Annotated in this window: 24 protein-coding genes; 11 read left to right on the top strand and 13 right to left on the bottom strand. The window is 55.8% G+C overall.

Annotated features, from left to right (window positions below; genetic code table 11):
* Positions 1-79: 79 nt before the first annotated feature.
* Positions 80-1,261 (bottom strand): acetyl-CoA C-acyltransferase, encoded by a 1,182-nt coding sequence (locus tag L1F30_RS04720; protein WP_253360046.1) that lies wholly within the window; start codon positions 1,259-1,261, stop codon positions 80-82.
* 390 nt (positions 1,262-1,651) lie between these two features.
* Here L1F30_RS04720 and L1F30_RS04715 point away from each other — a divergent pair, with 390 nt between their 5' ends.
* Together L1F30_RS04715 and L1F30_RS04710 are read left to right on the top strand one after the other, a co-directional pair.
* Positions 1,652-2,248 (top strand): LemA family protein, encoded by a 597-nt coding sequence (locus L1F30_RS04715; protein ID WP_253360044.1) that lies wholly within the window; start codon positions 1,652-1,654, stop codon positions 2,246-2,248.
* 101 nt (positions 2,249-2,349) lie between these two features.
* Positions 2,350-4,260: a M48 family metalloprotease gene (locus tag L1F30_RS04710; RefSeq protein WP_253360042.1), complete on the top strand. Its 1,911-nt coding sequence runs from the start codon at positions 2,350-2,352 to the stop codon at positions 4,258-4,260.
* A gap of 348 nt (positions 4,261-4,608) precedes the next feature.
* Here L1F30_RS04710 and L1F30_RS04705 read toward each other — a convergent pair whose 3' ends face one another.
* Entirely contained in the window at positions 4,609-5,526 is a 918-nt protein-coding gene (locus L1F30_RS04705; RefSeq protein ID WP_253360040.1) for an outer membrane protein assembly factor BamD, read from the bottom strand.
* Positions 5,527-5,696: 170 nt separating this feature from the next.
* Between L1F30_RS04705 and rluD the strand changes: the two genes are divergently transcribed.
* The 3 genes from rluD (at position 5,697) to clpB (ending at position 10,108) form a co-directional block, all read left to right on the top strand.
* Complete coding sequence (rluD, locus tag L1F30_RS04700; protein WP_253360038.1) at positions 5,697-6,665, top strand: 23S rRNA pseudouridine(1911/1915/1917) synthase RluD; 969 nt, start codon at positions 5,697-5,699, stop codon at positions 6,663-6,665.
* Positions 6,655-7,425, top strand: a complete 771-nt coding sequence (gene pgeF / locus L1F30_RS04695; RefSeq protein WP_253360036.1) for a peptidoglycan editing factor PgeF — start codon at positions 6,655-6,657, stop codon at positions 7,423-7,425. Before rluD ends, pgeF begins: the two co-directional genes overlap by 11 nt.
* Positions 7,426-7,522: 97 nt before the next feature.
* Entirely contained in the window at positions 7,523-10,108 is a 2,586-nt protein-coding gene (gene clpB / locus L1F30_RS04690; RefSeq protein WP_253360035.1) for an ATP-dependent chaperone ClpB, read from the top strand.
* A 191-nt stretch (positions 10,109-10,299) separates the two neighbouring features.
* Here the strand turns inward: clpB and L1F30_RS04685 are convergent, their stop codons facing one another.
* Entirely contained in the window at positions 10,300-10,749 is a 450-nt protein-coding gene (locus L1F30_RS04685) for a DUF4124 domain-containing protein (protein ID WP_253360034.1), read from the bottom strand.
* A gap of 415 nt (positions 10,750-11,164) precedes the next feature.
* Here L1F30_RS04685 and L1F30_RS04680 point away from each other — a divergent pair, with 415 nt between their 5' ends.
* The 3 genes from L1F30_RS04680 to ilvC all read left to right on the top strand — a co-directional run bounded on the left by L1F30_RS04680 (position 11,165) and on the right by ilvC (position 14,483).
* Positions 11,165-12,898 carry an acetolactate synthase 3 large subunit gene (locus L1F30_RS04680; protein ID WP_253360032.1) on the top strand — a complete coding sequence of 578 codons (1,734 nt, stop codon included), beginning with the start codon at positions 11,165-11,167 and terminating at the stop codon, positions 12,896-12,898.
* Positions 12,898-13,389 carry an acetolactate synthase small subunit gene (gene ilvN / locus L1F30_RS04675; RefSeq protein WP_253360030.1) on the top strand — a complete coding sequence of 164 codons (492 nt, stop codon included), beginning with the start codon at positions 12,898-12,900 and terminating at the stop codon, positions 13,387-13,389. The genes L1F30_RS04680 and ilvN overlap by 1 nt, the downstream gene beginning before the upstream one ends.
* A 68-nt stretch (positions 13,390-13,457) precedes the next feature.
* On the top strand, positions 13,458-14,483 hold the full coding sequence (ilvC, locus tag L1F30_RS04670; RefSeq protein ID WP_253360021.1) for a ketol-acid reductoisomerase: 1,026 nt from the start codon (positions 13,458-13,460) through the stop codon (positions 14,481-14,483).
* A 62-nt stretch (positions 14,484-14,545) separates the two neighbouring features.
* Here ilvC and L1F30_RS04665 read toward each other — a convergent pair whose 3' ends face one another.
* A complete protein-coding gene (locus tag L1F30_RS04665) occupies positions 14,546-15,163 on the bottom strand; it encodes a Yip1 family protein (protein ID WP_253360019.1) in 618 nt (205 codons plus the stop codon).
* Between the two features lie 327 nt (positions 15,164-15,490).
* Between L1F30_RS04665 and cysK the strand changes: the two genes are divergently transcribed.
* Positions 15,491-16,459, top strand: a complete 969-nt coding sequence (gene cysK, locus L1F30_RS04660; protein ID WP_253360017.1) for a cysteine synthase A — start codon at positions 15,491-15,493, stop codon at positions 16,457-16,459.
* 26 nt (positions 16,460-16,485) lie between these two features.
* On the opposite strand, the gene L1F30_RS04655 is transcribed toward cysK, so the two are convergent.
* From L1F30_RS04655 to L1F30_RS04615, 9 genes are all read right to left on the bottom strand, one after another.
* Entirely contained in the window at positions 16,486-17,325 is an 840-nt protein-coding gene (locus tag L1F30_RS04655; protein WP_253360015.1) for a S1 RNA-binding domain-containing protein, read from the bottom strand.
* Between the two features lie 99 nt (positions 17,326-17,424).
* Positions 17,425-17,847 (bottom strand): ClpXP protease specificity-enhancing factor, encoded by a 423-nt coding sequence (locus L1F30_RS04650; protein ID WP_253360007.1) that lies wholly within the window; start codon positions 17,845-17,847, stop codon positions 17,425-17,427.
* An 83-nt stretch (positions 17,848-17,930) separates the two neighbouring features.
* Positions 17,931-18,575, bottom strand: a complete 645-nt coding sequence (locus L1F30_RS04645; RefSeq protein ID WP_253360006.1) for a glutathione S-transferase N-terminal domain-containing protein — start codon at positions 18,573-18,575, stop codon at positions 17,931-17,933.
* Positions 18,576-18,657: 82 nt separating this feature from the next.
* Entirely contained in the window at positions 18,658-20,877 is a 2,220-nt protein-coding gene (locus L1F30_RS04640) for a ubiquinol-cytochrome c reductase (RefSeq protein ID WP_253360004.1), read from the bottom strand.
* A gap of 4 nt (positions 20,878-20,881) precedes the next feature.
* On the bottom strand, positions 20,882-21,475 hold the full coding sequence (gene petA / locus L1F30_RS04635) for a ubiquinol-cytochrome c reductase iron-sulfur subunit (protein ID WP_253360002.1): 594 nt from the start codon (positions 21,473-21,475) through the stop codon (positions 20,882-20,884).
* 230 nt (positions 21,476-21,705) lie between these two features.
* Entirely contained in the window at positions 21,706-22,098 is a 393-nt protein-coding gene (rpsI, locus tag L1F30_RS04630) for a 30S ribosomal protein S9 (protein WP_183910628.1), read from the bottom strand.
* 11 nt (positions 22,099-22,109) lie between these two features.
* The gene (rplM, locus tag L1F30_RS04625; RefSeq protein WP_183910629.1) at positions 22,110-22,538 is read right to left on the bottom strand and encodes a 50S ribosomal protein L13; all 429 of its coding nucleotides are present in this window, start codon (positions 22,536-22,538) and stop codon (positions 22,110-22,112) included.
* A 92-nt stretch (positions 22,539-22,630) separates the two neighbouring features.
* A complete protein-coding gene (gene zapE, locus L1F30_RS04620; protein ID WP_253360000.1) occupies positions 22,631-23,749 on the bottom strand; it encodes a cell division protein ZapE in 1,119 nt (372 codons plus the stop codon).
* Positions 23,742-24,428 carry an alpha/beta hydrolase gene (locus tag L1F30_RS04615; RefSeq protein ID WP_253359998.1) on the bottom strand — a complete coding sequence of 229 codons (687 nt, stop codon included), beginning with the start codon at positions 24,426-24,428 and terminating at the stop codon, positions 23,742-23,744. The genes zapE and L1F30_RS04615 overlap by 8 nt, the downstream gene beginning before the upstream one ends.
* Positions 24,429-24,628: 200 nt before the next feature.
* On the opposite strand from L1F30_RS04615, the gene L1F30_RS04610 reads away from it, so the two are divergent.
* Positions 24,629-25,111 carry a YhcB family protein gene (locus L1F30_RS04610; protein ID WP_253359996.1) on the top strand — a complete coding sequence of 161 codons (483 nt, stop codon included), beginning with the start codon at positions 24,629-24,631 and terminating at the stop codon, positions 25,109-25,111.
* Between the two features lie 45 nt (positions 25,112-25,156).
* On the top strand, positions 25,157-26,332 hold the full coding sequence (locus L1F30_RS04605; protein WP_253359994.1) for a trypsin-like peptidase domain-containing protein: 1,176 nt from the start codon (positions 25,157-25,159) through the stop codon (positions 26,330-26,332).
* Positions 26,333-26,357: the final 25 nt, after the last annotated feature.

The raw sequence follows: 26,357 nt of genomic DNA, 5'->3' as shown, positions 1-26,357 counted from the left end.
GCGGCCTTTTTTATTCTTTATAGTGCCCTCTCCGGGCTCAAGCTACCTACTTGAAAAGTCGCAGCCTAAAGTATCGACGTTAAGCCAAACGCTCAACGGCAATGGCAGTTGCCTCGCCACCGCCAATGCACAAACTGGCCACACCCTTGGTTAAGCCCCGGCGTTCTAACGCTCCTAACAAGGTCACAATAATGCGCGCGCCCGATGCACCCAGCGGGTGACCCAAGGCACAGGCGCCACCGTTCACATTCACCTTGGCGTGATCCAGCTCAAGCTCTTTCATGGCAGCCATAGCCACCACCGCGAAGGCCTCGTTAACTTCCCATAAATCCACATCAGCGGCAGCCCAGCCCACCTGCTCCAGCAGTTTTTTCATGGCAGTTACCGGTGCTGTGGTAAACCACTCAGGCTCATGGGCATGTTGGCTCGCGCCACGAATAACCGCCAGGGGCTTTAGGCCCTGGGCATCTGCAGTGGATTGCCGCATTAACACCAGTGCCGCCGCCCCATCGGAAATGGAACTGGCATTGGCCGCGGTTACCGTGCCGTCTTTTTTGAAGGCGGGTTTTAATTGGGGAATCTTATCGGGGCGTGCGTTACCGGGCTGCTCATCAACGGCAACCGTTTGCTCACCTTTGCGGGTGGCAAAGCTTACCGGCACAATTTCGCGCTCAAAATCTTTTTCACCAATGGCACGGTTGGCCCGCGCCAGAGACTCCAATGCGTAGTCATCCTGGGCCTGTCGGCTAAAGGCGTATTTATCAGCGCAAATCTCGGCAAAATTGCCCATCAAGCCGCCCTCATAGGCATCTTGCAGGCCATCAAAGAACATATGATCCAGCAATTCGCCGTGGCCCAACCGGTAGCCGGCACGGGCTTTGGCGAGCATATAAGGCGCGTTCGACATGCTCTCCATGCCACCGGCCACCACCACATCGGCGTGGCCCGCGCTCAGGCTATCGGCGCCCATCATGACGGTTTTCATGCCGGAGCCGCACACCTTGTTCACGGTGGTACAAGGCACACCCACGGCAAGGCCTGCCTTGAGCGCGGCCTGACGCGCTGGAGCCTGGCCAAGGCCTGCTGGCAATACGCAGCCCATCAACACCTCGTTAACGGTACTTGCATCTACTTTTGCATCCGCCAGCGCACCCTTGATAGCAGCGGCGCCCAACTCTGGCGCACTCAAACCGCTCAGCGCACCCTGCATGCCCCCCATGGGCGTGCGTGCCATACCCACAATTACAATCGGATCACTCATCTTTTATTCCCTCGCATTTGCGCACAAGCGCCTATTCAACAGGCAAACAATGAATGGCTACGGAAAAACCAGCCACGTTTGCACCCGTTATCTAGGAAGCGGTGCCAGGTACGGCCACTGCAACCTGATGTGTCGCCAAACAGTGATTTTCAAGAAAGCAATTATACCAGACGGCCCCCACACCTCCGCTGCAGGAAAGCAGCCCACCTTTGAACAGCAAGATATAGGCCCAAACCACATGAGTTGCGAGAAAAAATGCCAGCACGGTTCCCCTAGCGCCCCCATTTAGCGACAAAACCGTGCATAAGCGGCTGCATCCGGGTAGCTGTACCCAGATGCCACACACAGGCACCCGTGCTAATATTGCGGCTCATTCATGGAGGACGATCTATGGGCACATCAGCCATTGTTACACTCGTTATTCTTGCGCTTGTGGTGTTTTACGTTGTTGGTGTTTACAACAAACTGGTGGCGCTAAAAAACCGTTTTGAAAACAGCTTCGCGCAAATTGAAGTGCAGCTGAAAAGGCGCTACGACCTCATTCCCAACCTGGTAGAAACCGCCAAGGGCTACATAAAGCACGAGCGTGAAACCCTTGAGGCTGTCATCGCCGCGCGCAACCAGGCAGTTGCCGGGCTGCAGGCGATGTCAAATCAGGTGGGCGATGCCGGCAGTGCCGCCATGCTCAATCAGGCCGAAGGCATGCTGTCGCAGGCGTTGGGCAAGTTGAACGTGGTGGTTGAGGCCTACCCAGATTTGAAGGCCAACCAGAATATGATGCAGCTTTCCGAAGAGCTCACCTCCACTGAAAATAAAGTGGCCTTCGCCCGCCAGGCATTTAACGATGCCGTAACCGAATACAACAGTTACAAACAAAGCTTCCCACCGGTGGTGTTGGCCGGCATGTTTGGCCACGGCAAAGATGCAAGCCTGCTGGAATTTGCAGACAGCGCCGAAATCCAAGCCGCTCCGAAAGTGGCCTTCTAACCACGCCCACGCTAAAGCGGCGCGCATGCGCGCTGCCCGGGCCACCGGGGCCCACGCGGCCCTTTGCACACAGCCCGGCCTATCACACATGGATGGCGACTATGAACTTCTTTGAACACCAGGACCAGGCGCGGGCACACACCAAGCGGCTGGTTTTTTTGTTTGCCTTGGCGGTGGCTGCACTGATTGCCATCACAACATTATTTACTGCGCTGTTACTGCATTACAGCCAAGGAGCGGCAACCCCCAGCACTGAACAGGCGCACTTTTGGCACAATTTTTTTAATCAGCTGGACTGGGCACTTTTGGCATCGGTCGCCGCCGCTGTATTGGTGCTTGTTGGCCTTGGCAGCCTCTACCGCCTGGCGCAGCTTTCAAAGGGCGGCACCGTGGTTGCCGAATCGCTCAATGGGCGGCTTTTGAATGTGGCGCAATGTGACGTGCGTGAAAAACGCCTGCTTAATGTGGTAGAAGAAATGGCCATTGCCGCCGGCGTACCCGTACCCCCGGTGTACCTGCTGGATGAGCCTGGCATCAACGCCTTTGCCGCGGGCTACCAGCCGAAAGATGCCGTGATTGGTGTTACCCAGGGCTGCATTGATCACCTTACCCGCGATGAACTGCAAGGCGTGATTGCCCACGAATACAGCCATATTTTGCACGGCGACATGCGCCTGAACTTGCGCTTGGTGGGCGTATTACACGGCATTTTACTGATTGGCCTGGCAGGTGAAATGCTGGCCCGCTCAGGCCGCCACTCCCGCAAAAATGGTGGGGGCATTGCCCTGTTTGGCCTTGGGCTTATGGCCATTGGTTATGCGGGCACGTTTTTTGGTGGGCTCATTAAATCGGCCGTCAGCCGCCAGCGTGAATACCTGGCCGATGCCTCGGCTGTGCAGTTTACCCGCAACCCCACAGGCATTAGCGGCGCCTTGAAGCGCATTGGCAGTGCCAGCGCTGGCTCACAACTGGCTGCCAGTAACGCGGCTGAATTCAGCCACTTTTATTTTGCCAGCGGTATCACTAGTTGGTTGGGCGGCATGATGGCCACCCACCCGCCCCTGGCTGACCGAATAAAACGCATAGAGCCGCGCTGGGATGGCAAGTTCCCAACCCCGAAAATGCAAACCCTAGATGAAAGTGAAGCAAGCCCCAGAGCCGCCACAGGCGGCCAACAAAGCCTGCAAGGGGCGAGCGACATGGCCATGGGCTTTAGCGCTGGTGCACCATTAAACGCCGATGCCATAATTGAGCAAGTGGGCAACCCGGCACCGGCGGCACTGGCAAAAGCAGAAGCGCTGTTAGGACAACTGCCCGCACAAATCCACGAGGCCACCCACAATACCGCCAGCGCCATGGCGCTGATTTACGGATTACTGTTTACCGACAAAGTCGCAGACGCCCAACAGGCGCTCATCAACAGCAACGCACCGGCATCGGTTGCCAAACTTTGCCAACAACTGCTACCTGCCCTACAAAAGCTGCCTGCAGATCAACACATGCCGGTGATCGAGCTATGCCTGCCGGCGCTTAAGTCGCTCTCTGGCCCGCAACTTAAGCAATTTCAACGCAACCTGGTTGCACTGATTAAAGCAGACAACCATTTAAGCCTGAAAGAATGGTGCGTTTACCGGTTGCTGCAACACAATTTATTTCCCGCAAGCGGCACGAAAACTTCATTGGTAGATTTATCACAGGCAAGTGATGCCTGCCGCAGCCTGCTGTGCCTGATGGCACGCCAAGGCGAGCAAAGCCTGCAGCAGGCAGCTTACGAACAAGGCCTGGCGCTGCTCAATTTGCCCACACGCCCACTGCACCCCGAGCCCGACAACTACCCCACCCTCGATAAACACCTGGCCACCTTGCGCCGGTTAAAACCGCTGCAAAAGCCAAAGCTACTTAAAGCCTTGATGGCAACCCTGCAAGCAGACGGGCAAATACAAGTTGCAGAGTATGAACTGCTACGAGTCATCGCAGATTCACTCGATTGCCCCATGCCAATTTTGCACTGAATCCACAGGCAAAAAAAAGCCCGCTTACGCGCACGTTGTCCCACAAATCTATAGGCATGGAATTTGGGGTGGAGTTTGTGACCGTCACCCGCAGGGACGCGGGTGTCGAGACTACATGGGTATGACAAACGTTTGCAAAGCGCAGCTTTGCGTGCCGTCATACGCCAAGAGCTTTGCTCGCAGGCCGGCCCCGAAGGGTATTTACGTCGTGTCACAAACTGCGCCCCAGATTTCATATCCAGACATCGCTTAGAGACTCCGCAATACAGGTAGTTTCAACGCCTGTCTTCTATGGAAATTCCAACTCTGGGACAGAGGTGCTCTTACGCGGGCTTTTTTACGGAGTGCTTATGGGGCCAAATCTTCCGGCGCTTCAAACTTTGCTACCACCGGGTTGTATTGCTTGCGGGTATCAAAGCCACGCAGCTCTTGCTTATCGAACATGCCGAAACTCAGGATGTTCACCCAGCTACGATCGTTCACATCTACGCTGTACTGGTAGTTAAAGCTGCCATCGTCGCTCAGGTTGGGGTAATCAGGGAAGTTGGCGCGCAACACTTTCACTGCACCTTCGGCCAGCTCTTCCATGCCCAGCAGGTGATAGCCTTGGGCCATAACTGCCAGCGCATCAGGTACCGCCGGTGTTTGCTGAAAGTTCTCCACCACATAGCGGCCACGGCTGGCAGCGGCCAAGTAGGCGCCGCGCTTGAAGTAATAGTTGGCCACATGAATTTCGTAGCGCGCCAGAATATTGCGCAGGTGGATCATGCGCTTGCGGGCATCGGGGGCGTACTGGCTATCGGGGTAACGGGCCAGCAACTGGGCGAAATGGGCGAAGGAATCGCGCGCCGCACCCGGGTCGCGATCGGTCAGGTCTGAGGGCAGAAAGCGCTCGAACAAGCCCTGGTTTTGCGTGTAGGAGGTCAGGCCCTTCATGTAATAGGCGTAATCTACATTGCGATGCTGCGGGTGCAGGCGAATAAAGCGATCGGCCGCTGCAATGGCCGCCTCAGGCTGGCTACTTTTGTAGTAGGCGTAAATCAGCTCAAGCTGGGCCTGCTCTGCGTAGGCACCGAAAGGGAAGTTCTCTTCCAGCAGCTGCAAGTTGCGAATGGCGGTATCCCACTGGCTGCTGTTGAGCATCCGCTGGGCGGCATCATAGAACTCTTTTTCTGTGGTGTGCTTGGGTTGATCATCGGTACTGGAACAACCAGTCACCAGCAGCGCTGACAATAGCGCCAAAACAGAGATGAGACGGAAGGTCATGTTACTACTCTTGGAAGCGTCTTTAATCTTATTCAATACAAAGCGCAGGATCGGGCGTCTGCGCCTTGGGCCAATCTGTGCCTCAGATTCCTGTGATGCTAGGGTTATTGGGCCACAGCGCGTAAACTAGGCAGCCATTTAAACACAGCCGCACAAGATACCAAACCCCCATGTCAACGGATAGCCACCAAATCCAACTTGAAGCTCGCGTACCCCTAACTGCGGGCGGTTCACGGGTAGACGCGCTCGCCAGTGAGCTTTTCCCCGACTTTTCACGATCGCGCCTGCAGGGCTGGATCAAATCGGGGGCACTGCGCCTGGACGGCAACAGCTGCAAGCCTAAAGACAAATGCTTCGGCGGCGAAACCCTCACCCTCAACGCCACCCTGGAAGCCGCAGGCGTTTGGGCGCCACAGGCCATGGATCTGGACATCGTCTACGAAGACGAGCACCTATTGGTATTGAACAAGCCCGCCAACCTGGTAGTGCACCCGGGCGCCGGCAATGCCGACGGCACCCTGTTAAACGCCCTGCTACACCATTGCCCGGGCCTGCAGAATATCCCCCGCGCAGGCATCGTACACAGGCTGGATAAAGACACCACAGGCCTGATGGTGGTGGCCAAAACCCTGCAGGCCCAAACCGACCTGGTAGCACAGCTGCAGGCGCGAACCGTCAAGCGTGAATACGACGCCCTGGCGCTCGGCCGCATGATTGCCGGCGGGCGTGTAGAGCAACCCATAGGCCGCCACCCCACCCAGCGCACCAAAATGGCGGTGGTTGATAACGGCAAAGAAGCCATTACCCACTACAGTATTCAAAAGCGGTTTTTGCACTACACCTTGGTGCGCTGCCAGCTGGCCACCGGCCGCACCCATCAGATACGCGTGCACATGGCCTGGCTTAAACACCCATTGGTGGGTGATCAAACCTATGCCGGCGGCCGTCAATTGGCTGCAGGCTTAAGCAAAGAGCTGCGTGAAACGCTGTTGGCGTTCCCGCGTCAGGCCCTGCATGCAGCACAGCTGGGCCTGATTCACCCGGCCATCGGCGAGCCCATGCAGTGGCACGCACCACGCCCGGCCGACTTCGATGCCCTGCTGGCGCGCCTGAAAGAGGAAGACAGCCTTGGCCAATAATGTGCCCCCTATCACCTTGGTCACGCCCGACTGGCCCCTGCCCGAAAACGTGGGTGCGGCCATCACCACCCGGGCCGGCGGCGTGAGCAGCGGCCCCTATGCCGGCGCCAACATGGCCCTGCACGTTGATGATGAACCAGCAAACGTGGCCGCCAACCGGGCCCAGCTAATGCAACAGCTGGGGCTTGAGCACATTCAGTGGCTGGAACAAATTCACGGCACCGATGTGATTGACGCCGAAGTAGACGGCCTGACCCGCACGGCCGATGGCTGCCTCACAGATCGTCCTGGGCTCGCCTGTGCGGTGCTAACCGCCGACTGCCTGCCCATCCTTTTGTGCGAGCGCAACGGCGCGCAAGTGGGCGCACTCCACGCAGGCTGGCGCGGCCTGGCCAAAGGCATTGTGGCCCGTGCGGTAACGCGCTTTGATGCACCCGCGCGCCAACTCATGGCCTATTTGGGCCCGGCCATTGGCCCGAGCCAGTTTGAAGTGGGCGTTGAGGTACTGGAGGCATTTTTCGAGCTGGCCAACACCCAAGCCTCAGCCGACGCCGTAGCCGCCGCCTTTACCCCCGCCCAAAAGCCGCTGAAATTTCATGCCGATCTCTACCAGCTGGCAACCCTGGCCCTGAAGCAGGCGGGCGTGCACGCGGTATATGGCGGCAACTATTGCACCGCGTCAGACCCTGAGCGCTTTTACTCCTACCGGCGCGCGGCCGTCACCGGGCGCATGGCCTCGCTGATTTGGCGCAAAAAATAATGCTCTGGCACTTCTTGTAAAGGCTGCATGTCACGCTTGAATTCGCCCTTGCCTACCCATACTTAAAGAGTAAACCTGATCACTTTCGAGGTGTGGCATGCGAATTGACCGACTCACAAACCAACTGCAAATTGCGCTCTCAGACGCCCAATCTCTGGCCGTGGGGCGCGACCACGCACAGCTGGAACCTGCCCACCTGTTGCTGGCACTGCTAGACCAACAAGGCGGCATGGTGCGCCCGCTGCTCGCGCAAGCGGGCTTTGATGTCACCGGCCTTCGCAACGAACTGGCCAAGCGCCTGGATCATCTGGCGCGCATACAAAACCCCACGGGCGATGTACACATGTCGCCCGAGCTTGGCAGGCTCTTGAACCTGGCAGACAAACACGCCCAAAAAGCCGGCGACAAATTTATTTCCAGCGAAACCCTGCTACTGGCCGCCATGGAAGAAGGCAGCAGCGAACTGGCCAAGATGTTAAAGCAGTTTGGCGATGTGAAGCGCCTGCGCGAGGCGGTTGAAAAAGTGCGTGGCGGTGAAACCGTTGAAAGCCCAGACGCCGAAGGCAATCGCCAAGCGCTGGAAAAATTCACCATAGACCTCACCGCCCGCGCGGAATCCGGCAAGCTCGACCCGGTGATCGGCCGCGACGATGAAATTCGGCGCACCATTCAAGTGCTACAAAGGCGCACTAAAAATAACCCCGTATTAATTGGCGAACCCGGCGTGGGCAAAACTGCCATTGTGGAAGGTCTGGCCCAACGCATCATCAACGGCGAAGTACCGGAAGGGCTAAAAAACAAACGGCTGTTATCACTGGATTTGGGCTCACTGCTGGCCGGCGCAAAATTTCGTGGCGAATTTGAAGAGCGCCTTAAAAGCGTATTGAACGAACTTGCCAAGCAAGAAGGCCGCATTATTTTATTCATTGATGAATTGCACACCATGGTGGGCGCAGGCAAAGCGGAAGGCGCAATGGATGCTGGCAACATGCTCAAGCCCGCGCTCGCACGCGGTGAGTTGCACTGCGTAGGCGCCACCACACTCGATGAATATCGCCAGTTTATTGAAAAAGACGCAGCCCTTGAGCGCCGCTTCCAGAAGGTGCTGGTGGATGAACCCAGCGAAGAAGACACCATCGCCATTTTGCGCGGGCTTAAAGAGCGCTACGAGGTGCACCACGGTGTAGACATTACCGATTCCGCCATTATAGCCGCGGCCAAATTATCGCAGCGCTATATCAGCGATCGCCAGCTGCCCGATAAGGCCATCGACCTGGTAGACGAAGCCGCCAGCCGCATTCGCATGGAGATCGACTCCAAACCCGAAGAGATGGATCGCCTGGAGCGGCGGTTAATCCAATTGAAAATTGAACGCGAAGCGGTCAAAAAAGATGAAACCGAGGGCGCCAAAAAGCAGCTTTCAATGCTCGATGGCGAAATAGAAAAGGTCGAGCGAGAGTTTGCCGACCTCGAAGAAATCTGGCGCACCGAAAAGGCCGCACTCAGCGGCTCGCAGGATATTAAAAGCAGCTTGGAACAAGCCCGCATGGACATGGAATCGGCACGCCGTGCCGGCGACCTGGCGCGCATGTCTGAGCTTCAGTACGGCATTATTCCCGAGCTTGAAAAGCAGCTGGATATGGCAAGCCAGGCAGAAATGATGGAAATGAAACTGTTACGCAACAAAGTAACAGAAGAAGAAATTGCCGAAGTTGTCTCCAAGTGGACGGGCATTCCCGTAAGCAAAATGCTAGAAGGCGAGCGCGAAAAACTGCTGCAAATGGAAGACGCGCTACACAAAAAAGTAATTGGCCAAGGCGAGGCTGTACACGCGGTGGCAAACGCTGTGCGCCGCTCCCGTGCAGGCCTGTCAGACCCTAATCGCCCGAACGGCTCCTTCCTGTTTTTGGGGCCAACGGGAGTGGGCAAAACCGAGCTGTGCAAAGCGCTGGCAGAATTTTTATTCGACACCCCAGAGGCCATGGTGCGCATCGACATGAGTGAATTCATGGAGAAGCACTCGGTTGCACGCCTGATTGGGGCGCCGCCGGGCTACGTGGGCTATGAAGAAGGCGGCTACTTGACCGAAGCCGTCAGGCGCAAACCTTACTCGGTACTGCTGCTCGATGAAGTGGAAAAAGCCCACCCGGATGTCTTTAACATCCTGCTGCAGGTACTTGATGACGGCCGCCTCACCGACGGCCAGGGGCGCACGGTGGATTTTCGCAACACAGTGGTGGTGATGACATCAAACCTGGGCTCGGATCGTATTCAGTCTATGAGCGAGGGCGGCGAGGCGCAGTATGAGGCCATGAAGGCTGCCGTTATGGATGTGGTGGGCCAGCATTTCCGGCCGGAGTTCATTAACCGAATCGACGAGGCGGTGGTATTCCACCCGCTCGGGCGCGAGCAAATTCGCGGCATTGCCCAATTGCAGTTGGCGCATTTGGCAAAACGCCTGAAGGAGCGCGAGCTGGCCCTCACCCTTGCCGATGCCGTGATGGAGAAAATATTGGCCGCCGGTTACGACCCGGTATACGGCGCGCGCCCACTCAAGCGGGCCGTGCAGCAAATTATTGAAAATCCTTTAGCCCAGGCGATACTCGCTGGCGAATTTGGCCCTGGCGACACCATAGCAGCGGCGCTGGATAACGACCGGGTCGTCTTCTCCAAAGCAGGCTGATCCAAAGGATAACACCCACAAAAAAAAGGCGCCATTGGCGCCTTTTTAACGTGAACTGATTGTTGCTGGCACCTTGCCAAAAGCTGCTGGCGACAATGCCTGCACAGCCGTCACGCAGTGAATGGCCAGCATTTTGCCACTGAACGGCCGTTCAACAGATTCACGGCAAGATTACAGTGACGAACAGCCGGTTAACCGCAGCTTTCGCGAATGGCAGCTTCGGCCTCTGCCATTTTTTCATTGCGCTCAGCTTCTGATAAATAGCGAATGCTGCCATCAGACTCCGTCACCCTGATGCGCGCGTTGTTTTGAAGCGTGGAAATATTTGATTTGGCAATTTCGCACCGCTGGGGATCCACGGGCTGACCTTGGGCGGCCGACTGGCTGGCACGCGCTTTGGGCGCAGAGCCTGTTTCATCTCCGGGCATGGCCCGGCTGGCGGGAATTGCACCGGTTTTGCTCTTATCACCCGAGCCACCAATGCGAGTATGCACGCGCGTAGACGGACGATCTTTCGGTGCGGTAACGGTGTAGTGCGTTACGCCGTCATCATCAACCCATTTATAAAATTCCTTTGCCGTAACAGCTTGAGTGGTTACGATGCCAAGCATCAGCGCGCCGGCCAGAACAAAAATACGCATGACGAGGTCCATACTCCAAATTTGCAAGAACAGTATAGGACTATACTACCTGTAAGCAACAAAACCTACCAAGCGCCTCACAAATAGCACACCAAACGATACGTTTGCCACTTTTTCGGCTAAGCACTTGACTTTATTTGCTAAATTGCCAGAATTGCTGGTTCGCTAGATGGCTATAGACATACTGGTAAACCCGGTTCTTTTCTACCCCGGTAGGTCAACCACCTACCTCACCATCCAGAGTTGCGAAGATGCGTCCACCGACGCCATCTTGTTCCGACCTTGCAGCGTTAAAAGCGCGCAGTGCCGGTTAATCAAAAGCTAATTCAGCATTGAGTTAGGGCATACCTGTGTGGTTGGGTGCCCAGTGGCGCATTTAGCGTAGATTAATGCAAATTCTATTAAGGGGATTGAAGTGGAACTGCTTTCCGGCGGCGACATGCTCATTCGCGCTCTTCAAGATGAAGGCGTTGAGTACATATTCGGCTATCCAGGTGGATCAGCCCTGCACATTTACGATGCGATTTTCCGCCAGCAAAAAGTCAAACATATTCTGGTAAGGCATGAGCAAGCGGCCACCCATGCGGCCGACGGCTACGCGCGCTCCACGGGTAAAGTGGGCACAGTGCTTGTGACCTCAGGCCCCGGTGCCACCAACGCCATTACCGGCATTGCTACCGCCTACATGGACTCCATTCCCATGGTGGTAATTTCAGGCCAGGTACCGTCTGATAAAATTGGCGAAGACGCCTTTCAGGAAACCGACATGGTGGGTGTATCGCGCCCGATTGTTAAGCACAGCTTTCTGGTAAAAGATCCGGCCGATATTCCAGCCACTATAAAAAAGGCCTATTACATTGCAGCCACCGGCCGCCCAGGCCCGGTAGTGGTCGATTTGCCAAAAGATGTGACTAATCCGCACGACAAATACGAATACAGCTACCCCAAGAAAATCAAGCTGCGCTCTTACACGCCCATTGAAAAGGGCCACAGCGGGCAGATTCGCAAGGCCGTGCAATTGCTGATGAGTGCGCGTCGCCCGGTGATTTACGCAGGCGGCGGTGTGGTTCAGGGCAACGCCTCCGAGCTGGTTACCCGGTTTGCACGTGAGCTGAATTTCCCCGTTACCAACACCCTGATGGGCCTGGGCGGCTACCCCGCTTCGGACCGCCAGTGGCTTGGCATGCTGGGCATGCACGGCACCTTTGAAGCCAACACTGCCATGCACCACGCCGATGTCATTTTGGCCGTGGGTGCGCGCTTTGATGATCGGGTTACCAACACGCCCAATAAATTTTGCCCGCAGGCGAAAATCATTCACATTGATATCGACCCTGCGTCTATTTCAAAAACCGTGTCGGCAGACATCCCCATCGTGGGTTCAGTTGCCAGCGTCATGAAGGAAATGCTGGCATTGCTGGGTGAAATTAAAGAGCGCCCAGACACCAAGATGCTGGGCGACTGGTGGCAACAAATTGAAGACTGGCGTGCACGCCACGGTATTTACACCAAGCCGCGCTACGCCACCGATGGCGAACGCATCATGCCGCAGGATGTGATCAAGGCGCTGCACAAGGCCACCGGCGGCGACGCCTACATCACCTCGGATGTGGGCCAGCACCAGATGTTTGCCGCCCAGTACTACGGTTTTGATAAGCCGCGCCGCTGGATTAACTCCGGCGGCCTGGGCACCATGGGCTTTGGCTTGCCATCGGCCATGGGCGTTCAAATGGCGCACCGCGATGCCACCGTTGCCTGCGTTACCGGCGAAGGCTCTATCCAAATGTGCATCCAGGAGTTATCTGCTTGCACCCAGTATCACCTGCCCGTGAAAATCATCTGCCTGAACAACCAGGCGCTGGGCATGGTGAAGCAGTGGCAAGACATGCAATACAGTGGCCGCTATTCGGAATCGCTGTATGAAGATTCACTGCCCGATTTCATCAAGCTTGCCGAGGCCTATGGCCACGTAGGCATTCGCGTTGATCGCAAAGAAGACTTACAAGCCAAAATGGAAGAGTGTTTCGCCATGAAGGATCGCCTGGTATTCATGGATATCCAAGTGGACCCCGCCGAGCACGTTTACCCCATGCAAATTGCGCCAGGCACCATGCGCGACATGTGGTTAAGCAAGACGGAGCGCACATAATGAGACGCATTATTTCAGTGTTAATGGAAAACGCCCCCGGCGCCCTGTCGCGCGTAGTGGGCCTGTTCTCGCAGCGCGGCTACAACATCGAGAGCCTGACGGTCGCACCCACCGAAGACGCCACGCTTTCGCGCCTGACGCTCACCACCATTGGCGACGATCACAAGATTGAACAAATCACCAAGCACCTCAACAAGTTGATTGATGTGGTCAAGCTTGTTGATTTAACCGAAGGCGCACACATCGAGCGCGAACTGATGCTCATTAAAGTGAAAGCCATTGGCAATCAGCGTGAAGAAATCAAACGCTGTGTTGATATTTTCCGCGGCCAGATTGTGGATGTCACGCCCAGCGTGTACATCGTGCAAGTGGCCGGCACCTCCGACAAGCTGGACGCCTTTGTGCAGTCTGTGGGAGAAAGCGCGGTACTTGAAGTTGTACGCACCGGCGTCTCGGGTATTGCGCGCGGCGAGAAGGTGCTGAGCCTTTAAAGGCTCCACCCAAACCAGTAACAACATTTAACCAATTAACAACGCACCACCAACAATAGGATTTAGCCATGCAAGTTTACTACGACAAAGACTGCGACCTTTCCATCATCAAAGGAAAGAACGTTGCGATCGTGGGTTACGGCTCACAAGGTCACGCCCACGCGCAAAACCTGAAAGACTCCGGTGTAGCCAACGTCGTGGTGGCACTGCGCAAAGGCTCATCCAGCTGGGCCAAAGCCGAAAAAGCCGGCCTGAAAGTGGCTGAAATTGCCGATGCAGTGAAAGATGCCGACGTCACCATGATCCTGTGCCCCGATGAGCACCAGGCATCAATTTACGCAGCCGAAATTGGCCCGAACCTGAAATCAGGCTCTGCTCTGGCCTTCGCCCATGGCCTGAATATCCACTTCCAGCTGATTCAACCACCGGCGGATGTAGACGTGATCATGGTTGCCCCTAAAGGCCCGGGCCACACAGTGCGCTCTACCTACCTGGAAGGCGGCGGCGTACCCACCCTGATTGCCATCTACCAGGATGCCACCGGTAAAGCCAAAGATCTGGCACTGTCTTACGCATCTGCCAACGGCGGCGGCCGCTCTGGCATTATTGAAACCAACTTCCGCGAAGAAACCGAAACCGACCTGTTCGGCGAGCAGGCCGTTCTGTGTGGCGGTGCGAGCGCCCTGGTTGAAGCTGGTTTTGAAACCTTGGTAGAAGCAGGCTACGCGCCTGAGATGGCCTACTTCGAGTGCTTGCACGAACTGAAGCTGATTGTAGATTTGATGTACCAAGGCGGCATTGCCGACATGCGTTACTCCATCTCCAACACCGCCGAGTATGGCGACTACGCCACCGGCCCACGCATCATTACCGCCGAAACCAAAGCGGAAATGAAGCGCGTTCTGACCGACATCCAGGAAGGCCGCTTCGTACGCGACTTCATTCTGGAGTGCCAGGCGGGCTACCCGGTAATGAAGGCCAAGCGCCGCATTGCTGGCGAGCACGGCATCGAGCAAGTGGGCCACAAACTGCGCGCGATGATGCCCTGGATCAAAGCCAACAAGATCATCGACAAAACCGAAGGCAACAACTAAACCTTGGTTGCAAGCCAAAAAAAACCCCGCATCTGCGGGGTTTTTTTTGGGTGTGAAATTCGTCAATCCACGTACACCGGGCCTACGCCCATACCCCACACAATGACCGTACCTACGCGCACAATCACGAGCATCACCAGGCCCACGGTAACCACAGACGTGGCGTACATGAAGGCGCGCTCTTTATCGATATTCATGAGAATCGGAATGCCCTCATACACCAGGTAGACGGCGTAACATCCGGCAATAATGGTGGCGGCGGCATTGAGCCAAAGCTCGGGGTAAACACCCACAATGCCCGCCAGAAATACAGGCGTGGTAACGTATACGGCAAGGGCCGTGCCCTCATAGTGACGCTGCTCGGCAGAGTCGGCAACGCCGTAGGTTTTGGCCATCCAGTTAATGAATTCGCCCAACACATAAACGCCCGCCATCAGGGCGAAGTAGGTCATAATGCAGAGCGACAAGGCAGACTCGGCGGTAAGCTTCACCACCTCCCCGTCGCCCACGGTCCAGCCCACCTGGGTGACGCCAAAGTAGGCAGCTACCGGTGGAATAAGGGCTAAAAACGGGACATGGCTTAAGAATACTTGCGCAAACGAGTGGCGCTCATTGCGAATGGCTTTCCATTCGCTGTCTGGGTGCAGCAGAATACCGAGTGTATGCTCCAAAATGGCCATAGAGCCTCCTTCTTTATAATTTTGGCTACTTCTCTAGCTGGCCGCCACGCCTTAGGCGCTTTGGCACTTACCAGAAGCACCCTCAGTATTATGGAGGTGAAGGAGCATCACCAATAAGAATTCGCTATGTAAATAGTCGTTATAATGCAGGCGTGATATAAGAAATTTAGCTAACTTTGGCATTTTTCACGGTTTTATACGCAAATAACTGTGATATTCGAACTGATAGTCACATTTAGGCGCACATGCAGGTGAAGGGTATTCAAACCACCCATTGCGCCGTACATCGCAAAGTCACAAAACCTGTCACACGGAGAAGGAAACCCCATGAGCAATATATATCGCGACAACTCCATGACCATCGGCAACACCCCGCTCGTGCAGCTCAACAGGCTCACAGACCACAAGGTGTTGGCCAAACTTGAGTCTCGCAACCCCGCGGGCTCCGTTAAGTGCCGCATTGGCGCAAACATGATTTGGGAGGCCGAAAAACAAGGGCAACTCAAGGCCGGCATGACCGTGGTAGAACCCACCAGCGGCAACACCGGCATTGCGCTTGCGTACGTTTGTGCCGCTCGCGGCTACCGCCTAGTGCTTACCATGCCAAGCTCCATGAGCCTCGAACGTCGCCAGCTGATCAAAGCCCTGGGCGCGGAGCTGGTGCTCACTGCGCCCGAGAAAGGCATGAAAGGTGCCATTGAAAAAGCACAGGAAATCGCCGCCCAAGATCCCAAGGCGCACTTTATGCCCCAACAATTTGCCAACCCCGCAAACCCCGCGGTACACGAGGCCACCACCGGCCCTGAAATCTGGAACGACACCGATGGCGACGTGGATATTCTGGTGGCAGGCGTTGGCACAGGCGGCACCATCAGCGGCGTGTCGCGCTACTTCAAGCGCACCCGCGGCAAGGCCATCCACTCAGTGGCCGTTGAGCCCACACACTCGCCGGTGATCAGTCAAACGCTGGCCGGTGAAACACCGGCACCGGCGCCCCATAAAATTCAAGGCATAGGCGCAGGTTTCATTCCAGACAATCTGGATTTGGAAGTGGTAGATGAAGCGGTTCAGGTGACCAACGATGAAGCCATCGACATGGCCCAGCGCCTCATGAAAGAAGAGGGCATTTTGGCCGGCATCTCCTGCGGCGCCGCGGTGGCTGCGGCGCTGAAGGTAGCGGCCCGGCCGGAAAACAAAGGTAAAACCACGGTAGTGATTTTGCCCGATTCAGGCGAACGCTACCTTTCAAGCGCGCTGTTTGCCGGGCAATTTACCGATAAAGAAACCCGGCAATAAACCCGGCCAAGCAAGCGCGATACACATCACGCTTGCTTGCCTGTCGCCCTAATGCCGTCGGATTCCAAGGCCAGCTCACCGGCTTTATACAAGCTGCCAATAGTGCGCTTGAATGCAGCCTTGCTCATGCCCAGTGCGCGGCTGATTTCCTCAGGTGTAGATTTGTCATGCAGGCGCGCGAAACCGCCCTGCTTTGCCACATAGGCCATAACCTTATTGGCAAGCTGATCGCGCTGGGCACTTTTATGCTGCAAGGTCAGGTCGATCTTGCCATCGGGCCTCACCCGCTTGATAAACCCTTTGAGCTGCTGGCCAAAACTCACACGCTGAAACACCTCAGACTCAAACAACACACCCCAATGTGAGTGATTAACTATGGCCTTAAAGCCAAGATCTGTGGAGCTGCCAATAATCAAGTCTACGGGCTGGCCTGGCTCGTAGCGAGGGCGGTATTTATCCAGAAATTTATCGAGCTTTGAGCTGGCCACTATGCGGCCATCTTGATCATTCACAAACACGTAAACCAAATAGCGCTTACCCTCTTCCATGGGGCGCTGCTGCTCGGCAAAGGGCACCAGCAGCTCTTTGCCCAAACCCCAGTCCAGAAAGGCGCCCACACGGGTAATGGCAGTAGCCTCAAGCAACGCGAACTTGCCAACCTGGGCCTTGGGCGTCTCGGTGGTGGCCACCGGGCGATCTTCCGAATCCAGGTATACAAATACCCGTATAAAATCCCCAACTGCCAGATCATCTGCCACAAAGCGCTTGGGCAATAGAATATCGCCACCCTCAGGCAACGATAAAAACGCACCAAAATCCGTGAGCCTGGCAACGGGCAATGTATGAAACTGGCCTAAACCTTTCATGGGAAACTCTCTTGTTAAGCAATGTGCCTGCGGCAAAGCCCGCCCAGGCTTGCAAACTAAAACGGGGGCCGAAGCCCCCGATATCTGCCAATGGCAGGCTTATTTTACCACGCGCAAACTGGGTCGGCCGCTGGCATCCGGCTTGGCCGGTGGGGCATCCGGGCGGGGCTTGCCTGGTGGGCCCGGCGGCGTGGGCTCGGGCTCAAGCTCCGGTTCAAACACCATACCCTGGCCATTTTCGCGCGCATAGATGCCAAGCACTGCCCGGCTGGGAACATAAATGTCTGTTGGAATACCACCAAAGCGTGCGTTAAAACTGATGGACTGATTATCAAGGCTCAACCCCATCACCGCGTTCGGGGAAATATTCAGCACAATCTGGCCGTCTTTATTTACGTGCTGCTGAGGTACCTCCACCCCGTTGCTTTGGGCATCCACAAGAATATAGGGTGTGCAGTTGTTATCCACAATCCAATCGTAGAGTGCGCGAATCATGTAGGGCCGACTGGACGTCATTGCCATGCTGGGGTAACTCCTGGTATTTCGTCTTCCGGCAGACTGTGCCCTGCCGTTGAAAAAGGGGGCCCTGCCCCCTTAATTAATGCTTACTTCTTCTTGCCAGAGCGCATGTCTTTTTCAAGCTCAGTGAGACTTTCACGGAACGACTCGCGGGCAAACAAACGATCCATGTAGTCAAACAGCGGTTTGGTAGCCTTGGTTTGCGGGATGTTGATTTCCAGCGCATCCAGGCGCCAGAAAATAGGCGCGAGGCAGCAATCTACCAAAGTGAATTCTTCGCTCATGAAAAATGGCATTTCGGAGAAAATCGGGGCAATGGCGGTAAAACTTTCACGCAACTCTTTGCGCGCTTTAGCAACCGCATCTTTGCTGCTGTTTTCCAGAATTACGTCAATCAATGGGCACCAGTCGCGCTCAATGCGGTACATCCACAAACGGCTCTGGGCGCGCGCCACCGGGTACACCGGCAACAACGGCGGGTGCGGGAAGCGCTCATCCAGGTACTCCATCATGACCTTGGTTTCATACAAGGCAAGGTCACGATCAACCAAGGTGGGCAGCGAGTTGTAGGGGTTTAAATCCGCCAACTCTGCAGGCTTGGCCTCTGGGTCGACATCTTCAACCTCTACTGTTACACCTTTTTCTGCCAATACAATGCGCACGCGGTGGCTGTAATGGTCACTCGCGTCCGAAAAATAGGTCATAGATGATCGCTTCGCGACTGCACCCATTGGATTCACCTCAGTTCTATCAAATCAGTAATAAACAAGGGCGGCACTGTGTTCCCACAGGCCGCCCCGGCAGTGCATGCGATTAATGAATATCTTTCCAGTACTCGCGATTGAGCAAGTAGACAAACACAAACAGCACTAGCAAAAATAGCAATACGTAAATGCCAATGCGCTCGCGATCAAGCGCGTAAGGTTCGGCGATATATTCCAGAAAGTTCACCAGATCATAAATCGCCTGATCAAACTCTTCTGCACTCATGGTGCCTTTGTGCTCGCCCACTTTCAGGCTGCCACAAGGGTCATCTGCAATAACACTCCCTGTAACCGGATCGCGCACCGGGCGACCATCCACAAAATGCGGGCCGGGCGCGCACTCAGGCAAACCTTGCAATTCAATCATCGCGTGCGGCATGGCCACCTTGTCGAACACCCGGTTGTTGACACCGGTTGGGCGCGTGTCATCTTTGTAGAAGTTGCGCAGGTAGGTGTACAACCACTCGGGGTTGCGCGCGCGCGCAACCAGGGTCAGGTCTGGCGGTGTTGCACCAAACCAGGCCTTGGACTTATCGGCATCCATGGAGATGGTCATCAGTTCGCCAATGCGACGATCACCAAACACCAGGTTATCCATCATCACTTCATGGGGAATGCCCAAGTCATCAGCTACGCGCTCAAAGCGTGAGAAGCTGGCCGCGTGGCAACCCATGCAGTAGTTGGTGAACAACTGGGCACCGCGCTGAAGCGATTCCTTGTTCTCCAAATCCGGCTCCATTACATCGCACTGGATGCTGCCACAGGCGTACTGCCCTTCAGCACCCACCGCCTTGATTGGCACAATGGTCAGCGCCAGGAACAGGAAGAAACCGCCCCACACAAGGCCTGCACTCAAGCCTTTGGCCTGTGTACGGGTAGGCTCTGGCAGTACTTTATCTTTGCCGGTCAACCAGGGTGACAACAATACGAAGGCACCGAGCGCAATACCAAACAGAACAATAAGCACAGGCACCTTGGCGGCCCAGGCAATGGACATGTAGATCATCATGCCGCCCAGCACTGCGGCGATCAGCCAGTTCAGCACTGTGCCAGAGGGCTTAAGCGGATTGGTGAACATGGGCATTTGGATGAAGTAGGCAAAGTAGTACACCGTTGCCAACTGCGCCAACAGGGTGCGGCCATCGGTAGGTGACTTAACACCCAGGTAGCCCAACACCACGAACATGGCCGCAAAAATCATCAGCGATACACGTGGCATGAAGCCTTTGTAGCGCATGGATTTCACTGGGCTCTTATCCAGCCAAGGCAGCACAAACAGGATGGCAATGGCGCCGCCCATGGCCACCAGGCCAAGGAACTTGGAGCTCAGCGGGCCTATGTCGATAGTTACCGCACGCAAAATGGCGTAGAAAGGCGTGAAGTACCATACAGGTGCAATGTGCGGTGGCGTTTTGAGGTTGTTGGCCTCTTCAAAGTTTGCGTACTCCAAGAAGAAGCCGCCCATTTCTGGCATGAAGAAGATCACGAAACAGAACGCAAACAGGAATACCGTTACACCTACCAGGTCGTGCACTGTGTAGAAAGGATGGAAAGGCACACCGTCTAGGGGAATACCGTTTTCATCTTTATTCTTTTTAATCTCGACGCCATCGGGGTTGTTTGAACCCACTTCGTGCAACGCGAGAATGTGCAGTACAACCAACGCCAGCAACACGATGGGCAGTGCCACCACGTGCAGCGCAAAGAAGCGGTTCAGGGTAATGCCGGAGATCAGGTAGTCGCCGCGAATCCACTGCACCAGGTCGTCGCCCACCACAGGAATTGCACCAAACAGCGATACGATCACCTGCGCACCCCAGTAAGACATCTGGCCCCAAGGCAATACATAACCCATAAAGGCCTCAGCCATGAGGGCGACGTAGATGGTCATACCGAAAATCCACACCAGTTCACGGGGCGCCTTGTACGAACCGTACATCAGGCCGCGGAACATGTGCAGGTAAACCACAAGGAAGAACGCCGAGGCGCCGGTGGAGTGCATGTAGCGGATGATCCAGCCGAAATCCACATCGCGCATGATGTATTCAACAGACGCGAAAGCACCTTCGGCAGTGGGCGTGTAGCTCATTGTAAGCCAGATACCGGTTAACAGCTGGTTAACCAACACCAGAATTGACAGCACGCCAAAGAAATACCAGAAGTTGAAGTTCTTGGGCGCATAGTACTTCGCCATGTGGGTATCCCAAGCGCGCTGCACCGGCAAGCGCTCGTCTACCCAACCCCAGAGACCTGTGAGCCAATTTTTCATTGTTTTAAGCCTCCTGATCTACGCCGACCAGTACCACTGAGTCGGTTTCAAAGGTGTAGGGGGGAACTTCGAGGTTGACCGGCGCAGGTACGCCTTTAAATACGCGGCCAGCCAAGTCGAACTTGGAACCGTGACATGGGCAGAAGAAACCGCCGAGCCATTCATCACCACCAAGGTCGGCAGCGCCCACATCCGGGCGATACATAGGCGCACACCCCAAGTGGGTACACAGGCCCATCAACACCAGGTACTCAGGCTTGATTGAACGGAATTCATTTTGCGCATAGGCGGGTTGCTGCTGCTCAACAGACTCCGGATCGCGGAGCTTATCGGCCATACCCGTCAGTGTATCGAGGGTTTCTTTGGTCCGACGGACGATGTAAACCGGCTTACCGCGCCACTCAACAACGATCATCTGACCGGGTTCGAGCTTGGATACATTCGCTCGCACCGGCGCGCCTGCGGCTTTCGCCTTGGCACTTGGGTTCCAGGAACCAACAAAAGGTACCGCTACACCTACGGCGCCCACAGCGCCAACAACGGAGGTGGCTGCAGTCAAAAAACGACGACGCCCCTCGTTTACACCGTCATTGCTCATGACGTTTCTCTCCCATCACAGCTACAAGAGCCAGTAAATGACTGAAATAAAAAAAGAAAAAGCTTAATTTATGCACCCCAAAAAGTCGCACAATCTTAAAGAAAATGACCACAACTGACAAGGATAACCACGGATCGTGCCGTGTTTCGGGGCAAATGGGTAGGTTGGAAACAAAAAAGGCGCACCCACGGGCACGCCTTTTTGAGTCCACCTGCAAGGCAGGTTGCGAATTAACGCTTGGAGAACTGTGGTTTCTTACGTGCTTTACGCAAGCCCACTTTCTTACGCTCAACTTCACGAGAGTCACGAGTTACATAACCCGCTTCACGCAATGAAGGACGCAAGGCTTCGTCGTACGCCATCAGCGCGCGCGTCAAACCGTGGCGAATAGCACCGGCCTGACCGAAGCTGCCGCCACCTTTCACGGTAACGGTAACGTCGAACTTCTCAACGTTGTCAGTCAGCTCCAATGGCTGACGAACGATCATACGGGCAACTTCGCGGCCGAAATAGGCCTCTAAGGAACGCTCGTTGATAGTGATGTTGCCACTGCCCGGCTTGATAAATACACGCGCAGTTGAGGTCTTGCGGCGACCCGTACCGTAGTATTGAGTATCTGCCATTTTCAGCTTCCTTAGATATTCAGTTCTTTAGGTTGCTGTGCAGTGTGCGGGTGAGCACTACCAGCGTACACTTTCAGCTTGCGGAACATGGCGCGTCCGAGAGGGCCTTTGGGCAGCATGCCCTTAACAGCACTCTGGATAATGCGCTCGGGGGCATGATCACGCAGCTTTTCAAAGCTCATGGTCTTCAAGCCACCAGGAAACTCGGTGTGACGGTGATACAGCTTGTCCGTCTCTTTGTTTCCAGTAACACGCACTTTCTCTGCGTTGACTACAACGATGTAGTCGCCAGTGTCCACATGCGGAGTGTACTCAGGCTTGTGCTTGCCACGCAGACGACTAGCGATCTCTGTAGCCATACGGCCGAGAGTCTTGCCATCAGCATCGACAATGAACCAGTCACGCTGGACTGTTTCGGGTTTAGCACTGTAAGTCTTCATGTTATATAGCCTTTAACGAGGGTCTTCCCACAAAAAGAGCGCGCATACTACAGATTCGGCATAGCCTTTTCAAGCGCTTTTTCACCCGGAAATCAAGGTTTATGGGGCTTGGCCAGGTAGTCTTTGCTCTGCATCTCCAGCAGGCGACTGCTGGTGCGCTCAAACTCGAAGTTTAGCCGGCCGCCGCTGTAAAGCGCGGTTAATGGCACTTCGGCGGAAATGACCAGTTTGACGTTCCGGTCATAGAATTCATCCACCATATTAATGAAGCGCCTGGCCTGGTCATCCTTCTGGCCGCCCAGTACCGGCACATCGGTTACCAGCACCGCATGGTAGATCTTGGCAAGCTCAATGTAGTCGTTCTGTGAGCGCGGGCCATCGCAGAGCACCTTGAAGTCGAACCACACCACGTCTTCGCCCTCAAAGCGCGCCCGCAGTATGCGCCCCTCTACTTCCAGGTCTACATCCTGCTCAATCTCTTCATAATCCGGCACCAGCGCCTCGAAGCTTTGCTTCATGGCCACCTCGGCCTCAGGCCCCAAGGGCGAATGGTAGAGCTCGGCCTGCTCGAGCGCGCGCAGACGGTAGTCTACCCCGCCATCCACATTAACCACCTGGGTATGCGCGTTGAGCATGGCGATGGCCGGCAGAAAGCGGGCGCGCTGCAGGCCGTCTTTATAGAGGCCATCGGGCACAATATTGGAGGTGGCCACCAGGGTTACGCCGCGGTTAAACAGCGCTTGCAGCAAGGTGCCAAGAATCATGGCATCGGTAATGTCGCTGACAAAAAATTCGTCAAAGCAAATTACCCGGGTCTCGGCGGCCAGTCGGTCGGCCACTTTCTCTAAGGGGTTTTTAACCCCACCCAGCCCTTTTAATTCCTGGTGCACACGCTTCATGAAACGGTGAAAGTGCACCCGCATCTTTTGCTCAAAGGGCAGCGAGTCATAAAACACATCCATCAAATAGGTTTTGCCGCGCCCTACGCCACCCCAAAAATACAAACCGCGCAACGGCGCCTGCGGCTTGGGGCCTGTGAATTTGGCCAGCAGCCGCGCCACCGGCCCGCGGGCGGGCGGGCGCGAGGCCCGCAATCGCTCGTAGAGGTCTTGCAACAAGGCTATGGCGTGCTCCTGGGCGGCATCGCGCTTGAAGCCCTGGGCGATATCCTGCTGGTAGCGCGCCATTGGCGTTGGGGGAAGTTCACTCATCACTCAACGGGTCTCCATGCTCTGCAATATTGGCCCACTGGCTCAAGGTGCGCTGCACCCAGCCACGCACGGCATGCAACTGGCCGTGAAAAAAATGGCCGGTATCGGGCAACACATCAAACTGAAGCTTGGCCACCGTCTGCGACCAAGCGGTAAGGCCGCCCACTTCAACCAGCTCATCGGCACTGCCCACAAGCACCGCGGTTGCGCAAGGAAACTGGCCGGCCCGATCATAGCTGTAACGCTCAACAGGCGGCGCAACCAGCAGCAATTGCAAAGGGCTCAACACCCAACTGGCAGCCGCGGCCATGGCCGAACCAAAAGAAAACCCGGCCAGCAACAGCCCCGCCTGCGGGCGCGCTGCCTGCGCCCACTGGGCCACGGCAAGCACATCGGCCTGCTCACCCTCACCGTTATCGAAATGCCCCTCGCTTGCCCCTACGCCGCGGAAGTTAAAACACACCGTTGCCACGCCCAATTGCGCATAGGCACGCGCCAGTGTGGCCACTACTTTGTTCGACATAGATCCGCCGTGCAGCGGGTGCGGGTGCGCAATCACGGCCACCAAATTCAGGCCGGCAAGCGGGCCTGCCGCGTCACCAAGACGGGTTGAAACTTCAAGGGCACCGGCCGGCCCTGCAATCAGGTGGCGCTGTGCGTGATCTGCAAAAATTGTCATCACGGGGGTTACTTCAATTCAGTAATATGGGGCCTGAGCCTGGGTATTTACGTTTCAGATTGTGATCCATTCACACTGATAACAGCATATAATAGAAAGCAGTGCTGGCTTTGCCGCCAGCAACGGGCGCGCATTATGGCATGGAGCGAGGCGCGCTTTAAGCCGCAAGTTGTGTATTTGGCACCCTAAAGGAGAACCCTGTGTTTTCATTGAGTACTTTGATATTGACTGTTTTAACCTGCATATTGGTGGGCGGCGTGATTGGCGCCTTCTTGATGTTCGCTTTGCGCCCCCAAGAAAAAATCAACCGCGAACTTGAATCACAACTGCTGGATTCCGAAACCCGACTGCGCGAATACCAACAGGAAGTCACCCAACATTTTGTAGACACCTCACAACTGATCAACAACCTGACCCGCAGCTACCGCGATGTGCATGAGCACCTGGCTGAATCCGCCATGAAGCTTGGCAATGCCGATTTAAGCCGGCAAATCGCCCAGGCAGGCGATGGCAAACTGCTTGAGCAGGCCAAAACCAAAACCGCGCCGCAAGACATCAAGCCACCCACCGACTGGGCACCCAAAGTGCCTGGCAAAGAAGGCACCCTGAGTGAATCTTACGGGCTTGAACAAGACCCTACAGAAGAAGACGACACTCTGGTTATTCAACGCCAGCAGGCCTAACGCACCCCGGCGCTTGGAGCCCCAAGCGCCGCACTTTGGCTTATAATGCCCGCTCGCTCGCCCATTGGGCGCCAAGCACTAAACCTGACGGACCTAAGCCTGGTGAAAAAAATCCTCAACTATCTGGCCTGGCCTGTGGCCTGCGGCCTATTGGCGGCGCTGGCCATCTTGCTTACCCAGCCATCACTCAGGCAGCTCATCCCAACACCAACCACAGCGGCCAACACCCAAACGGCCCCGCACTCCTACGCCGATGCCGTAAGCCGCGCGGCACCGGCTGTGGTTAATATTTTTACCCAGCGCAAAGTGCCCAAGCAGCGCCACCCGCTGATTGACGACCCGCTGTTTCGCCACTTTTTCAACAACGCCAACGTACCCCAACAAGAGCGGCTGCAAAGCTCCCTTGGCTCTGGCGTCATCATGAACCGCGAGGGTTATGTACTCACCAACCACCACGTGATTAACGGTGCAGACCAAATTGTGGTGCTGTTGAGTGATGGCCGCGAGGCTCAGGCGAAATTGATTGGCACAGACCCGGATACAGACCTTGCCGTACTTAAAATCAATCTGGACAACCTGCACGCTATCGCCATTGGCGACCCAGCCAATGCCCGCGTAGGTGACGTGGTGCTCGCCATTGGCAACCCCTTTGGCGTTGGCCAAACCGTCACCCAAGGCATCATCAGCGCCGTGGGCCGCTACGGGCTTGGCATCAACACCTTTGAAAACTACCTGCAAACCGATGCCGCCATTAACCCCGGCAATTCCGGTGGCGCACTGGTAGATGCCAAGGGCAACCTGATTGGTATTAACACCGCCATTTTGGATAAAACCGGATTTTCTGTGGGCATCAGCTTTGCGGTACCCATAGACATGGCCCTGCGCACACTGAAAGACATCGCCGAGCACGGCCATGTGGTGCGCGGCTGGATAGGCGTTGAAGCCCAACGCATCAGCCCGCAATTGGCGCGCAACCTCGGAGTGAGTGCCGATCTCGGCGTGATCGTAACCGGCGTTTACAAAGACAGCCCCGCCCACAAGGCAGGCATAAAGGCAGGCGACATCATCACCCACATGAACGGTGTGGCGCTGGGCGATGGCGGCCGCGGTGTACAGGTAATAGAACAAAGCAGACCCGGCGATACCATCACTCTGCGCATTCAGCGCGGCCTACAGGCTGCCGAAGTGCAGCTTACAATGACCGCCCAACCCACAGCCTGAAGCCCCCACAACACTCAAGCAAACA

Source organism: Simiduia sp. 21SJ11W-1 (assembly GCF_024138675.1).
Classification (GTDB): domain Bacteria; phylum Pseudomonadota; class Gammaproteobacteria; order Pseudomonadales; family Cellvibrionaceae; genus Simiduia.
Note: the sequence above shows the minus strand (reverse complement) of the source record. Positions and strands in the feature narration are given on the sequence as shown.

Excerpts from the sequence above, each read along its gene's own strand:
- rpsI (WP_183910628.1), bottom strand. The coding sequence starts at position 22,098 with ATGGCAGATACTCAATACTACGGTACGGGTCGCCGCAAGACCTCAACT.
- L1F30_RS04640 (WP_253360004.1), bottom strand. The coding sequence starts at position 20,877 with ATGAAAAATTGGCTCACAGGTCTCTGGGGTTGGGTAGACGAGCGCTTG.
- L1F30_RS04645 (WP_253360006.1), bottom strand. The coding sequence starts at position 18,575 with ATGGGTGCAGTCGCGAAGCGATCATCTATGACCTATTTTTCGGACGCG.
- clpB (WP_253360035.1), top strand. The coding sequence starts at position 7,523 with ATGCGAATTGACCGACTCACAAACCAACTGCAAATTGCGCTCTCAGAC.
- L1F30_RS04665 (WP_253360019.1), bottom strand. The coding sequence starts at position 15,163 with ATGGCCATTTTGGAGCATACACTCGGTATTCTGCTGCACCCAGACAGC.
- ilvN (WP_253360030.1), top strand. The coding sequence starts at position 12,898 with ATGAGACGCATTATTTCAGTGTTAATGGAAAACGCCCCCGGCGCCCTG.
- L1F30_RS04715 (WP_253360044.1), top strand. The coding sequence starts at position 1,652 with ATGGGCACATCAGCCATTGTTACACTCGTTATTCTTGCGCTTGTGGTG.
- petA (WP_253360002.1), bottom strand. The coding sequence starts at position 21,475 with ATGAGCAATGACGGTGTAAACGAGGGGCGTCGTCGTTTTTTGACTGCA.
- zapE (WP_253360000.1), bottom strand. The coding sequence starts at position 23,749 with ATGAGTGAACTTCCCCCAACGCCAATGGCGCGCTACCAGCAGGATATC.
- ilvC (WP_253360021.1), top strand. The coding sequence starts at position 13,458 with ATGCAAGTTTACTACGACAAAGACTGCGACCTTTCCATCATCAAAGGA.
- L1F30_RS04655 (WP_253360015.1), bottom strand. The coding sequence starts at position 17,325 with ATGAAAGGTTTAGGCCAGTTTCATACATTGCCCGTTGCCAGGCTCACG.
- L1F30_RS04605 (WP_253359994.1), top strand. The coding sequence starts at position 25,157 with ATGCCCGCTCGCTCGCCCATTGGGCGCCAAGCACTAAACCTGACGGAC.
- L1F30_RS04705 (WP_253360040.1), bottom strand. The coding sequence starts at position 5,526 with ATGACCTTCCGTCTCATCTCTGTTTTGGCGCTATTGTCAGCGCTGCTG.
- L1F30_RS04720 (WP_253360046.1), bottom strand. The coding sequence starts at position 1,261 with ATGAGTGATCCGATTGTAATTGTGGGTATGGCACGCACGCCCATGGGG.
- L1F30_RS04650 (WP_253360007.1), bottom strand. The coding sequence starts at position 17,847 with ATGGCAATGACGTCCAGTCGGCCCTACATGATTCGCGCACTCTACGAT.
- L1F30_RS04685 (WP_253360034.1), bottom strand. The coding sequence starts at position 10,749 with ATGCGTATTTTTGTTCTGGCCGGCGCGCTGATGCTTGGCATCGTAACC.
- L1F30_RS04615 (WP_253359998.1), bottom strand. The coding sequence starts at position 24,428 with ATGACAATTTTTGCAGATCACGCACAGCGCCACCTGATTGCAGGGCCG.
- rplM (WP_183910629.1), bottom strand. The coding sequence starts at position 22,538 with ATGAAGACTTACAGTGCTAAACCCGAAACAGTCCAGCGTGACTGGTTC.
- rluD (WP_253360038.1), top strand. The coding sequence starts at position 5,697 with ATGTCAACGGATAGCCACCAAATCCAACTTGAAGCTCGCGTACCCCTA.
- cysK (WP_253360017.1), top strand. The coding sequence starts at position 15,491 with ATGAGCAATATATATCGCGACAACTCCATGACCATCGGCAACACCCCG.
- L1F30_RS04710 (WP_253360042.1), top strand. The coding sequence starts at position 2,350 with ATGAACTTCTTTGAACACCAGGACCAGGCGCGGGCACACACCAAGCGG.